The 11,949-nt window shown below is 43.4% G+C and carries 10 protein-coding genes; 4 read left to right on the forward strand and 6 right to left on the reverse strand.

From position 1 onward, the window contains the following. Window positions 1-70: 70 nt before the first annotated feature. The gene (gene tesA / locus P3L44_RS05395) at window positions 71-712 is read right to left on the reverse strand and encodes a multifunctional acyl-CoA thioesterase I/protease I/lysophospholipase L1 (RefSeq protein ID WP_036958279.1); all 642 of its coding nucleotides are present in this window, start codon (window positions 710-712) and stop codon (window positions 71-73) included. On the opposite strand from tesA, the gene ybbA reads away from it, so the two are divergent. The 3 genes from ybbA (at window position 680) to P3L44_RS05410 (ending at window position 5,426) form a co-directional block, all read left to right on the forward strand. Beyond that, entirely contained in the window at window positions 680-1,366 is a 687-nt protein-coding gene (gene ybbA, locus P3L44_RS05400; protein ID WP_004260298.1) for a putative ABC transporter ATP-binding protein YbbA, read from the forward strand. The genes tesA and ybbA overlap by 33 nt on opposite strands. Beyond that, on the forward strand, window positions 1,363-3,810 hold the full coding sequence (gene ybbP, locus P3L44_RS05405) for a putative ABC transporter permease subunit YbbP (protein ID WP_272662052.1): 2,448 nt from the start codon (window positions 1,363-1,365) through the stop codon (window positions 3,808-3,810). Before ybbA ends, ybbP begins: the two co-directional genes overlap by 4 nt. Window positions 3,811-4,055: 245 nt before the next feature. Continuing rightward, on the forward strand, window positions 4,056-5,426 hold the full coding sequence (locus P3L44_RS05410; RefSeq protein WP_272662053.1) for an esterase-like activity of phytase family protein: 1,371 nt from the start codon (window positions 4,056-4,058) through the stop codon (window positions 5,424-5,426). A gap of 126 nt (window positions 5,427-5,552) precedes the next feature. Here P3L44_RS05410 and P3L44_RS05415 read toward each other — a convergent pair whose 3' ends face one another. From P3L44_RS05415 to ppiB, 5 genes are all read right to left on the reverse strand, one after another. Then, window positions 5,553-6,791 (reverse strand): CynX/NimT family MFS transporter, encoded by a 1,239-nt coding sequence (locus tag P3L44_RS05415; protein ID WP_272662054.1) that lies wholly within the window; start codon window positions 6,789-6,791, stop codon window positions 5,553-5,555. A gap of 116 nt (window positions 6,792-6,907) precedes the next feature. Beyond that, entirely contained in the window at window positions 6,908-7,990 is a 1,083-nt protein-coding gene (gene purK, locus P3L44_RS05420; RefSeq protein ID WP_272662055.1) for a 5-(carboxyamino)imidazole ribonucleotide synthase, read from the reverse strand. Continuing rightward, window positions 7,990-8,505 carry a 5-(carboxyamino)imidazole ribonucleotide mutase gene (purE, locus tag P3L44_RS05425; protein WP_140171196.1) on the reverse strand — a complete coding sequence of 172 codons (516 nt, stop codon included), beginning with the start codon at window positions 8,503-8,505 and terminating at the stop codon, window positions 7,990-7,992. The genes purK and purE overlap by 1 nt, the downstream gene beginning before the upstream one ends. A gap of 156 nt (window positions 8,506-8,661) precedes the next feature. Then, window positions 8,662-9,387, reverse strand: a complete 726-nt coding sequence (lpxH, locus tag P3L44_RS05430) for a UDP-2,3-diacylglucosamine diphosphatase (protein WP_272662056.1) — start codon at window positions 9,385-9,387, stop codon at window positions 8,662-8,664. Window positions 9,388-9,397: 10 nt separating this feature from the next. After that, entirely contained in the window at window positions 9,398-9,892 is a 495-nt protein-coding gene (gene ppiB / locus P3L44_RS05435; RefSeq protein ID WP_004260260.1) for a peptidylprolyl isomerase B, read from the reverse strand. A gap of 266 nt (window positions 9,893-10,158) precedes the next feature. Here ppiB and cysS point away from each other — a divergent pair, with 266 nt between their 5' ends. Beyond that, the gene (gene cysS, locus P3L44_RS05440; RefSeq protein WP_272662057.1) at window positions 10,159-11,547 is read left to right on the forward strand and encodes a cysteine--tRNA ligase; all 1,389 of its coding nucleotides are present in this window, start codon (window positions 10,159-10,161) and stop codon (window positions 11,545-11,547) included. Window positions 11,548-11,949: the final 402 nt, after the last annotated feature.

Consider the following 11,949-nt stretch of genomic DNA (forward strand, 5'->3'; position numbering starts at 1 on the left):
CTTGGTTTCATGCAACTGAATCTATTTCGGGTATAAAAGAGCGTTTTAGTACCCTTGTTTAACGTCTGTTTTATTTGCTAGACGGTAAAATATGTTCGAAAAGCTGTTTTTCCATAAAATCAGCAATGGATGGCTGGGCTTCAACGGTAGGGTGAATACCATCTTGTTGTATCCATTCAGGCTTAGTTATCACGGTTTCCATATAAAACGGCAGTAATGGAATTTGATTACTTTGCGCCAATTTCGGATAGACTTTTTCGAAACTTGTCGTATAACGTTTTCCATAGTTAGGTGGAATGCGAATTTGCATTAAGAGCGGTTTCGCACCGGATTGCACGATTTGATCGATAATTTGCTGTAAATTAGCTTCGAGTTGTTCAACTGGGAGACCTTGTAAGCCATCATTTGCACCTAATTCGATCAATACCCAGTTAGGTTTGTTTTGTTCGAGTAAAACGGAAAGGCGTTCTAACCCCTGTGCAGAGGTATTCCCACTAATACTACCGTTAACAATAGCAACGGGTGGGGAAAGTTTCTGCCAACGTTCGGCAAGCAAGGAGGCCCAAGCCTGCTCAGCCGGTAAACGGTAGCCTGCACTTAGGCTATCACCTAAGATTAATAGCTTAGTTGACGCAAGTGCGTGCCCACTTGCAGTCAGTAACAGGAGAAATACCAATATATGTCGGCGAATAATATTCTTGAAGTTCATCATCTCATTAAACGTGTTGGTCAAGGTGAACATGAACTGACTATATTGCAAGGTGTTGAGCTAATTGTCGAGTCCGGGCAAACAATTGCTTTAATTGGGGAGTCAGGTTCGGGGAAATCAACCTTGCTAGGGATTATTGCGGGGTTGGATGACGGCTCCAGTGGAACGGTTAATTTATTAGGTCAAGACCTTACTAAAATGGACGAAGAGCAGCGGGCACGCTTACGGGCACAAAGTGTCGGTTTTGTGTTCCAATCCTTTATGTTGATCCCAACCTTAAATGCCATTGAAAATGTACAACTTCCTTCTTTGTTACGTGGCGAATCTGAGTCTGAAAGCTACCAACACGCGGCGAGTTTACTGACGGATTTAGGCTTAAAAGATCGCCTAAAACATATGCCACCACAGTTGTCAGGGGGGGAGCAACAGCGTGTTGCACTTGCTCGTGCCTTTAATGGCCGCCCACAGATTTTATTTGCTGATGAACCAACGGGAAATCTCGATCGCCACACAGGGGATAAAATTGCAGATTTACTGTTTGATATGAATAAACAGCACGGGACGACCCTTATTTTAGTGACTCACGATAACGAGCTGGCTGCGCGTTGCCAACGTCGTTTGCGCTTGGTCGATGGGCAATTGAGGGAAGAAGCATGATTTGGCGTTGGTTTTGGCGTGAATGGAAAACTCCCTCGTTACTGATTGTTTGGCTTGCACTCACCCTTGCTGTTGCTTGTGTACTAGCTTTAGGGCGAATTAGCGATCGCATTGAAAATAGCATGAGTTACCAAAGCCGTGAGCTATTAGCGGGTGACTTAGTTTTACGATCTTCTCATCCAAGCGACCCTACATGGTTACAAGAGGCCCAAAAAGAGGGTTTAACGTTAAGCCAACAAATATCATTTTCTACTATGGCTTATGCGACAGAAGATGAAGACGCTCGGCCACAACTGGTGTTAGTGAAAGCAGCGGATAAGGCATATCCATTATATGGTGAGCTTATCACTGAACCTGCTGGGTTAATCCCGACAAAAGGGGAGATATTAGTCGCTCCGCGGCTATTAGAATTATTGAACCTCAATGTAGGGGATAACATTGATATCGGAGATGCAACGCTAAAAGTCTCGGGTAAATTAATCCAAGAGCCCGACAGCGGTTTTAACCCGTTCCAGATTGCTCCAAGAGTATTGATAGCAATTGAGGATGCGCCATTAACAGGGGCAATTCAATTAGGTAGCCGGTTAACTTATCGCGACATGTTTGCCGGCGATCGCCAACTTATTGATGCATTTCAACAAAAATATGACCAAGACCTACGAAATGATCAGCGTTGGTTTACGTTAAGCGAAAATAACGGTGCAGTGGGGAAAACCTTCCAACGTGCCCAACAGTTTTTATTGTTGTCAGTTTTATTAACCCTGCTGCTAGCCATTGCTGCGGTCGTGGTTTCAATGACGCATTACTGTCGTAGCCGCCATCAATTAATTGCGGTATTAAAAACCCTAGGCGCAGGGCGTAGCGCATTACGTCAGTGGATTATTGGGCAGTGGTTAGTGATTTTAATCGCTGCGGCTTTACTCGGCTCATTATTAGGTTTGGCTTTTGAAGGCATTTTAATGCAAATCTTAGGGGCTATGTTGCCGAAGGAATTGCCGCCTGCGAGTTTGATGCCTTGGGTTTGGGCAATCGGTACATTATTTATTATTGCGATTATTGTTGGCAGCCGTCCCTATTACCAACTGATGGCAACTCAGCCTTCTAGAGTATTACGTGAAGATGCCAAATCACCCGTTTGGCTGCTATATTACTATCTGCCGATTGTTATTTTAATTGTGGTTGGCGGCTTATTTGTGTTTGCTGGCGTTAACCCTCTGCTGTGGTCAATTTTGGCGGGTATTGTCGTGGTTGCCGTTCTACTTGCGCTGATTGGTTGGGTAGGCTTATGGGGGCTACGCCATATTAAGTTCCGTCAATTAAGCTTGCGTTTATCTGTTAGCCGTCTATTGCGCCAGCCGTTGCAAACCATCACGCAAATGAGTGCTTTTTCGTTGTCATTTATGTTGTTGGCGCTGCTGATTTTAGTGCGTGGTGATTTGCTTGACCGTTGGCAGCAGCAATTACCCGCAGATAGCCCGAATTATTTCTTGATTAATATGAACCAGTCACAGCTTGAGCCTGTCACCAAGCTATTAGCTGAGTTTGACGTGAAACCCACAGAATTCAACCCTGTGGTATTAGCGCGTTTAACCGATATTAATGACCAGTCAGCGATTGAGTGGGCGGATCAACGTGATCCAAATAATAATACGGTACGACGTGAATTGAGCTTAACTTGGCAATCTGATTTAGCGCCAGCCAATGTGGTTGATGAAGGGACATGGCCACCGAAAGCGGGAGAAGTCTCAATTGAACAAACGGTCGTTAAAGAACTCGGGTTGAAATTAGGCGATAAACTTACATTTAACGCAGGGGCTCAGGTCTTCAGTGCGACAGTCAGTAGTATTCGTACGGTTGATTGGGAAAGTCTGCGACCGAACTTCTATTTTATTTTCTCTGAAGAAAGTCTTTCTCAAATGCCGGCTACTTGGCTGAGCAGCTTCCACTATGACGGTGATGGGCAGCTATTAACGCAACTTAGCCGCCATTACCCGACCATTAATGTGCTCGATACTGGTGCAATTATCACCCAAATTCAGCAAATTCTTCAGCAAGTGAGCCAAGCCTTAGAAGTGATGGTGGTATTGGTTATTTTCTGTGGCTTGTTACTGCTGTTGGCACAAATTCAAGTGGGTATGAGCCAACGAGAGCGAGAGCTCGTAGTATATAGAACGCTAGGCGCCAGTAAAAAGTTAATGCGTAGAACATTATGGAGCGAATTTGCATTACTTGGCTTAATGGCAGGGCTTGCGGCGGCATTTGGGGCAGAAATTGCATTATGGTTGTTGCAAAGTAAAGTGTTTGACTTCCCTTGGCAGCCAGAATGGCGTATGTGGGTATTATTGCCTTTGTGCGCGGCAATTCTATTGTCTATTTGTGGTAGTTGGTTAGGACTGCGTTTATTAGGGACGGGGAGTCAGCACCGTCGTTTACCTAATAGTTAAATACTCGTCATACTTCGAGTTGCATGGGCATTGATTGCGCTCAGATAGGTTGATCTACATGCAACTCGAGTTATTTAGAATATGGTGGTATTAGGGAAATACCTTAATACCACTATTTATTGAATATTCTAAAAACAATCGATTTTTCAGTAAAATAACTGTCTCAAATTCATCACAAAAATGTCATTCATTATGGTTATGATTCCCGCATCAATTATTGATGACCTTAAAATGGAAACATAACAATGCAGAATAACCATTCGATTAAACGTAAACTGGGCTCGTTATCTTTATTAGCTGGTTTAATTTCATTTAGCATCACCGGGTTTGCACAACAAGAAGTGCCAGCAACGTTAGCGGGTCACTCCATTCTTCCTGTTAATTCCATGGTTTCTTCCCCCGAAGATGCACCTTCAGACATGCAAGTGAGCGGTAAATTTACCACTGGCGCTCGTGTCGATAGTTTGGGGAAAGTGGAGGGTAAATCCGCGGATCGCCCAACAGGAATGCATATTCCAATCAAAGGCCAGCTACGTCAAGGGCACTCGGGTATTAAACGTATGGCGGATGGCACTTACTGGGTTTTAACTGATAATGGATTCGGCAACAAAGCCAATTCTCCTGATTCGATGTTGTATGTCACTCAATATGATATTGATTTTCAGTCAGGTAATACAACGCCATTAAAAACGGTTTTCTTCCATGACCCCGATAAAATTATCCCTTTTCATATTACGAATGAGAGCACAAAAGAACGCTATTTAACAGGCAGTGATTTTGACCCTGAAAGTTTTCAATTTGCAGGGGATGCCCTATGGGTTGGCGATGAGTTCGGCCCTTACCTAATCAAAATGGATTTGGATGGCAAAGTATTAGCTTTATTTGAGACACAAGTAGATGGAAAGAAAGTCGTTTCTCCTGATCACTACCAAATCACAACACCGGGTAAACCCGCAGATAAAGTGAATTTCCAAGTCAACCGTTCAAAAGGTTTTGAAGGTATGGCGTCATCGCCAGACGGTTCTAAGCTCTACCCAATGCTAGAAGGGGCAATTTGGCTTGATGACAAACAAGATTATGAAAGTGTTGATGGCAAACGCGCAGCACGTATTCTTGAGTTTGATGTAAAAAAACAAAATTGGACAGGCAGAAGCTGGTTGTATGTCTTTGAAGACAATCAGAATGCCATTGGTGACTTTAACTTAATCGATGATACCCACGGCCTAATCATTGAGCGTGATAATGGTGAAGGTACAGCAGATAAAGCCTGCACGGCGGGAAGCAGTAATACTGAAAATTGCTTTAGTAATTTAGCTAAATTCAAGCGTGTTTATCGTATTGAATTTTCAGATAACAATATAGGCAAACCAGTAGATAAGCAGGCTTATATTGATTTAATGAATATCAAAGACCCGAACAATATGGCAAGAAAACCGCTTAATGACGGAGTGTTTACTTTCCCATTCTTCACTATTGAAAACGTGGATGTGGTTGATAGTGAACACATTATTGTTGGTAATGACAATAACTATCCGTTTTCATCTAGCCGTGAGCCAAATAAAGCGGATGATAATGAGTTTATCTTATTAAACGTCCCTGAGTTGTTAAAACCGTAATTGATTTTGCGCCACCATTTAATTTTTTCGGTGGCGCAAATAAGCAGTATGTTTTGATCCAATATCTGGTCTTAAGCTTGTTTTCCCTTTGGTTTTAATTTTCCCGAGCTAATCACTCGGGATTTTTTATTTGTGATTGAGGGCTGGGGGCTTCATCATCAAAGTAAGGAATAAAATAACCACAACGGGAGCCGCGATAACCAAAAAAGCAGGGGTGAAACTTCCTGTGAAATCTTTTATTGCACCCGCAATAAAAGGTGCTAAGCAGGCAACCGTTGAAATTAAATTTACGACAGAGAATAGTTCTAAGTATGGGCCTCGGCCGAAATAATTTGACAGTAAAACACTTGATGCCAAAAAGGTCATGCCGTAGCCAATACCAACGCATAACACAAATAAAATAAGCCAAAGCCATGAGGTGGCAATACTGAGGAAAATGACACCTAATACCATGATAATTAGGCTACCGATTAATAGTTTCTTCGGTTCTAACCATTCGCCTGCGGCTCCACCAATAAACCTTGAGAATGCATTCACAAATGCCATTGTGCTTAATAACGAAACCGCCACTGTCATGCCAAAGCCGCGCTCTTCAATATGGGCGACAGCAAAACTGTTAACGGTGATACCACACCATAAAAACGAGGTATAAGTCGCAGCAATCAAGTAGAACTGCCATGTACGCAGTGCTCTGCCGACCGTCCATACTTCTGCAGTGCGATAAATAGGTTTACTTGCGTCACTAACTTGTTTTTGCATTACCTTTTTTGCGTGCTCTTGCTCTTTTTTACCTTCTCGCAGCATAAAAATCGTGATTAACGTGACAATGCTAAGATAAACGGCACATAGAACCCAATGCATGCGCCATGAGCCTAATTGGTTTGATGCGTAAAAGTAAATCCAAGGGCCTGCAACTCCACCCAAGCCCCCGATGGTGAAATATAACCCAAAGGCAAGGGATTGTTTTTCAAATAGCCGCGAAAGTACATAAGTCCCCGGGACCGTAGCGAGTAAGGTGAAACCAATACCAATCAATGCAGTACCTAAAAAATAGGTGCTGATGGCTTGTGTGGAATAAAGGCTATAAAAGCCAGCAACAAAGATACTGGTGCCTAGCAATAAAGTGGCTCGTACACCCACTTTGCGGATTAACAGAGACGGGAGAAAACTCGCTAGCCCGCAAGTTAAACCCAGTAGCGTAAAACCAAAACCAGCCTCACTCCAGCTCCATTTGAGCTCACTAATCATCTCAGGTAAAACCACGCCAAGAGAGGTAAAGGTTGTCGCGGTGGCTAAAAAATAAACCAGCCCTAACAGAATAAGAATGCACCACTGATAAAACGGACTAAAAGTCTGCGAGGACATATTGACTCCAGTAATGCCGCACACCTTAAATCAGGATATTTGTTTTCTGGATGACGGCGAAAATAGCATAATGCCCGAAAATAGTTTCGGGCATCGAATCGGACTATTTTCCCTATTTATTGATGAGAGTACCAGTCTAATTTTGCATTTGCCCACTCAATGCCACTTTTGTACTCATTTGGCAAAAGTGGGATCAAAGCCGCCAGTGTGGCAGATAATTGGTGGCAGTCACGATGGGAAAGGTTTAAATGACCCACTTTTCGGGCAGGGTGTACCTCTTTTTCATACCAGTGAAGGTGAACGAGGGGTAAGCTCAGCCAGTCTATATTTACATCAGTGCCGATTAAATTGACCATCACGGCAGGGCTATATACCTCTGGAGATGGCATTGGCAGGTTTAAAATAGCACGTAGATGTAATTCAAACTGGCTAATGGATGCGCCATTTTGTGTCCAATGGCCGCTATTATGTACTCGAGGCGCAATTTCGTTAATCAGCAAGTTATTGCCCACGACAAAGCATTCCATTGCCATCACACCGATATAATCAAGTTCATCCATCACTGCGCTGAGCATAGCTTGAGCTTGTTCTTGTTGCGGATTAGTTGACTTAGGGAAGGCCACACTGGTACGCAAAATGCCTTCTTGGTGTAAATTATGGGTGATCGGGTAAAAAACGGATTCCCCCGCTGCATTTCGGGCACCAATGACAGACACTTCCGCGTCAAAAGGGATACCTTGTTCAACGATGCATTCACCATAAATTTCAGCAGGCAGGTCTTTTTCATCACCAGGGCGAACACGCCATTGACCTCGCCCGTCATAGCCACCAGTTCTGCGTTTTACAATGAGAAACTCACCGAGTGTGGCAAACAGCTCAGGCCATTGTTCAGGGGATTCTAATAATGCCCAAGGTGCAGTAGAAAGTTGTAAGCTATCAAATAAGCTTTTTTGTGGAAACCTATCAGCTAAACGTGGAAAAATATCACGGTTAATAAAGGCATTATGGCGAGCTAATTCTTTTGTTAGCGGGGTTTCTGGCCAACGTTCAATTTCAGCGGTGATGACGCTTTGCTGATAAGGAACCGCTTCAGGTTCTGCATCAAGCCCTACAGGAAAAACAGCAATGCCTAATGGCTCACCCGCTTGACGCAGCATGCGGCCGAGTTGGCCATTACCAAGCACACAAACGGGTTTCATTATGCTTCCCTCGGGTCTGGGTTGTTCAGCACATCATTGGTTTGGACTTCTCGCCACGCTGAGAGGCGGTTGAAAATAGCAGTATCACTTATTGCTAATACTTGAGCGGCTAAAAGTGCTGCATTTGCGGCACCTGCTTTGCCGATGGCTAGTGTGCCTACAGGGATACCTTTAGGCATTTGCACGATAGAATATAGGCTGTCAACACCACTTAATGCAGCGCTTTGTACAGGAACACCAAAAACAGGAACTAATGTTTTAGCGGCGATCATTCCTGGTAAGTGAGCAGCACCACCAGCACCTGCAATAATCACATCAAACCCATTTTTTTTTGCATTTTCAGCAAAGGAAAATAATTTATCCGGGGTGCGATGTGCAGAGACGATTTCGACGTGAAAAGGGATTTGGAGTTCTGTTAATACATCAGCTGCGAGCTGCATTGTCGTCCAATCACTTTTCGAACCCATAACAATGGCAATTTTTGCCGCAGATTGAGCAGGAATTTGGGCAGTCATTTGGTGCTTTCCTGTATTGAAAAAAAACATCACCCTGAGGTGGGAAATTGAATTGTCTCGATCATATCATGGTAAAGCAGCAAGGAAAACGTTTGCGTGATCAATAAGTGAGCAAACAGTTGTGGCGATATATCAAAAATGGTTCGTTAGGCAAAATTACTCGAAAGGAAAGAAAATCAGTTCAATGCCTTGCTCGTTAATTACAAAGGCGGAACCTTCATAGTGCCAAGCACCTAATACACCCCGATAATGCAACTTACCTCCAATATTTACTTCATGAATAGCAGGGCGGTGAGTATGACCATGGATCATCCATTGCGCTTGGTGCCTTTGTAATGCATCAATAACGGCTTGTGAATTGACGTCCATAATCGACTCGGCTTTCATGCTGCTTGCATACTGGCTATTTTGGCGCATTTTTTGCGCGATACGGCGACGCACAAAAAGAGGGAGTAACAAAAACAGCCGTTGAACCCAAGGGGTATGAACTTTTTTACGGTAATTTTGATAGGCAGCATCGTCAATGCATAATGTATCACCATGCAGAATTAAAATGCGCTTGCCGTAAAGTTCGAGCAATGTTTCCTGTGGGAGTATGGTCATGCCACACTGTTTCGCATAGCGTTGACCAATTAAAAAATCCCGATTTCCATGAATGAAATAGCAGGGAATTCTACGGTCAGTGAGTAGTTTGAGTTCGTTGGCAACTTGTTGATGTAGCGGATTGTCATCATCATCGCCCACCCAATAATTAAAAAAATCACCGAGAATATATAGGCTTTCGGCATGGATGGCTTGCTGTTGAATAAAATTAATAAAACCGGCGGTGATCGCCGGTTCATCTTCACTCAAATGCAAATCTGCAATGATGTAAGTGGACATGCGTTCAGGTTTACTCGCTGACAGTCACTTTTTCAATGATGACGTCTTCGCGTGGAACGTCTTGGTGGAAGCCGCTGCGGCCAGTTGAAACACCTTTGATTTTGTCAACAACATCCATGCCTTCAACGACTTCAGCAAATACACAGTAGCCCCAGCCATCTGGACGCTCTGAACGGAAGTTCAAGAAGTCGTTGTCAACAACGTTGATAAAGAATTGTGCTGTTGCTGAATGAGGGTCGTTAGTACGAGCCATTGCCAAAGTACCACGGGTATTTTTTAAACCGTTGTTTGCTTCGTTTTTAATAGGCGCTTTAGTGTTTTTTTGTTCCATTCCTGGCTCAAAACCACCGCCTTGGATCATGAAACCATTAATAACACGATGGAAAATGGTATTATTGTAAAAACCTTCACGGCAGTAAGTTAAAAAGTTTTCGACTGTAACGGGTGCTTTATCGTCAAACGTTTTGATAACAATGTCACCGTGATTGGTATGAAATGTAACCATAATAGCTATCCTGAATAATTGTTTTTTGTGCGCTAACTTGCGAAAGCGTTGAGATCAGGACGTTTATATCACAGATAAAACCTGACTTGAAGCGGAAGGAAGCGTAGTCGGCCGTTTATAGCATAATAGATGTGTATTAAACCTAATCAATAAACTGAAAAGGAAGCGGGTAAACCCTTGCATTCTTAAGGTGATCGGGGTTCAATAACATGATATTTTATCGGTAGAAATCGATAATCATTTTTCAAATAAATGGAAAAGTTCAGATGCTACAAATTTTTAATACGCTAAGTCGTCAAAAAGAAGAGTTTAAGCCCATCCACGCAGGGAAGATTGGGATGTATGTGTGTGGCATCACTATCTACGACTTGTGTCATATCGGCCATGGCCGTACATTTGTGGCATTTGATGCAATTAGCCGCTATTTACGTTATTTGGGTTACGACTTAAATTATGTACGCAACGTCACCGATATTGACGATAAAATCATTAAACGTGCAGCAGAAAATAATGAAAGCGTCGAAGCGCTAACAACGCGTATGTTGGCTGAAATGCACAAAGATTTCGATGCCTTAAATATTTTACGCCCTGATAGCGAACCACGAGCAACGCGTCATATTGGTGAAATCATTGAATTAACCCAAAGCTTGATTGAGCGTGGTCATGCTTATGTCGCTGCGAATGGCGATGTGATGTTTGAAGTCAAAACCGACCCAAATTATGGTCTGTTATCTCGCCAAGATTTAGAGCAGTTGCAAGCAGGTGCTCGCGTCGAGGTCGCTGATGTAAAACGTAATCCAATGGATTTCGTCTTGTGGAAAATGTCTAAAGAAGGCGAACCAAGTTGGGAATCCCCATGGGGTTTAGGCCGCCCAGGCTGGCACATTGAATGTTCGGCAATGAACAGCAAAACGTTAGGCAACCATTTTGATATTCATGGTGGCGGCTCTGATTTAATGTTCCCACACCATGAAAATGAAATTGCACAATCTACCTGTGCTCATGATGGCCCTTATGTGAATTACTGGATGCACTCCGGTATGGTCATGGTTGATAGAGAGAAAATGTCTAAATCTCTCAATAATTTCTTCACTATTCGTGACGTACTTGAGTATTACGATGCAGAAACAGTGCGTTACTTTCTGTTATCAGGTCATTACCGCAGCCAATTAAACTACACGGAAGAAAATTTGAAGCAGGCACGTTCAGCACTTGAGCGCATGTATACGGCACTACGTGGTACAGATAAGTCAGCCGTACCTGCTGGTGGTGATGAATTTAAAGCACGTTTCATTGAAGCGATGAATGATGACTTTAATACACCTGAAGCCTATTCGGTATTATTTGATATGGTTCGTGAAGTTAATCGCTTGAAATCAGAAGATATATCAGCAGCAAATGGTATGGCTGCACAATTGCGTGAGTTAGCAAGCGTACTGGGTTTATTAGAACAAGACCCTGAAGTCTTTTTAAAAGGCGGCGCACAAACTGAAGATGATGCGGAAGTGGCAAAAATCGAGGCATTAATTCAACAACGTCTAGATGCACGTAAGAATAAAGATTGGGCGCAAGCGGATGCGGCTCGTGATGAGCTGACAGCTATGGGGGTTGTGCTTGAGGATGGGGCTACTGGTACTACGTGGCGTCGCAAATAATACGCGTCATATTTCGTGCTGTGGCGGTGTTGCCATCACTTGGCTACTTGGGTCACATACTTTTGTATGCTCCCCAAGTTATCCGCGTTCGGCGCCTAGCCACAACACGAACTATTTAGCGTATTAATAAGAGTCATATTCATACTGTGGCGGTGTTGCCATCACTTGGCTACTTGGGTCACATACTTTTGTATGCTCCCCAAGTTATCCGCGTTCGGCGCCTAGCCACAACACGAACTATTTAGCGTATTAATAAGAGTCATATTCATACTGTGGCGGTGTTGCCATCACTTGGCTACTTGGGTCACATACTTTTGTATGCTCCCCAAGTTATCCGCGTTCGGCGCCTAGCCACAACACGAACTATTTAGCGTATTAATAAGAGTCATATTCATACTGTGG

Source organism: Providencia sp. PROV175 (assembly GCF_032707045.1).
Taxonomy (GTDB): Bacteria; Pseudomonadota; Gammaproteobacteria; order Enterobacterales; family Enterobacteriaceae; genus Providencia; species Providencia hangzhouensis.

Bases quoted from the DNA above. Each gene is read 5' to 3' on its own strand.
- P3L44_RS05410 (WP_272662053.1), top strand. From the start codon at position 4,056: ATGCAGAATAACCATTCGATTAAACGTAAACTGGGCTCGTTATCTTTA.
- ppiB (WP_004260260.1), bottom strand. From the start codon at position 9,892: ATGGTTACATTTCATACCAATCACGGTGACATTGTTATCAAAACGTTT.
- purE (WP_140171196.1), bottom strand. From the start codon at position 8,505: ATGACTGCCCAAATTCCTGCTCAATCTGCGGCAAAAATTGCCATTGTT.
- cysS (WP_272662057.1), top strand. From the start codon at position 10,159: ATGCTACAAATTTTTAATACGCTAAGTCGTCAAAAAGAAGAGTTTAAG.
- tesA (WP_036958279.1), bottom strand. From the start codon at position 712: ATGATGAACTTCAAGAATATTATTCGCCGACATATATTGGTATTTCTC.
- ybbA (WP_004260298.1), top strand. From the start codon at position 680: ATGTCGGCGAATAATATTCTTGAAGTTCATCATCTCATTAAACGTGTT.
- ybbP (WP_272662052.1), top strand. From the start codon at position 1,363: ATGATTTGGCGTTGGTTTTGGCGTGAATGGAAAACTCCCTCGTTACTG.
- P3L44_RS05415 (WP_272662054.1), bottom strand. From the start codon at position 6,791: ATGTCCTCGCAGACTTTTAGTCCGTTTTATCAGTGGTGCATTCTTATT.
- lpxH (WP_272662056.1), bottom strand. From the start codon at position 9,387: ATGTCCACTTACATCATTGCAGATTTGCATTTGAGTGAAGATGAACCG.
- purK (WP_272662055.1), bottom strand. From the start codon at position 7,990: ATGAAACCCGTTTGTGTGCTTGGTAATGGCCAACTCGGCCGCATGCTG.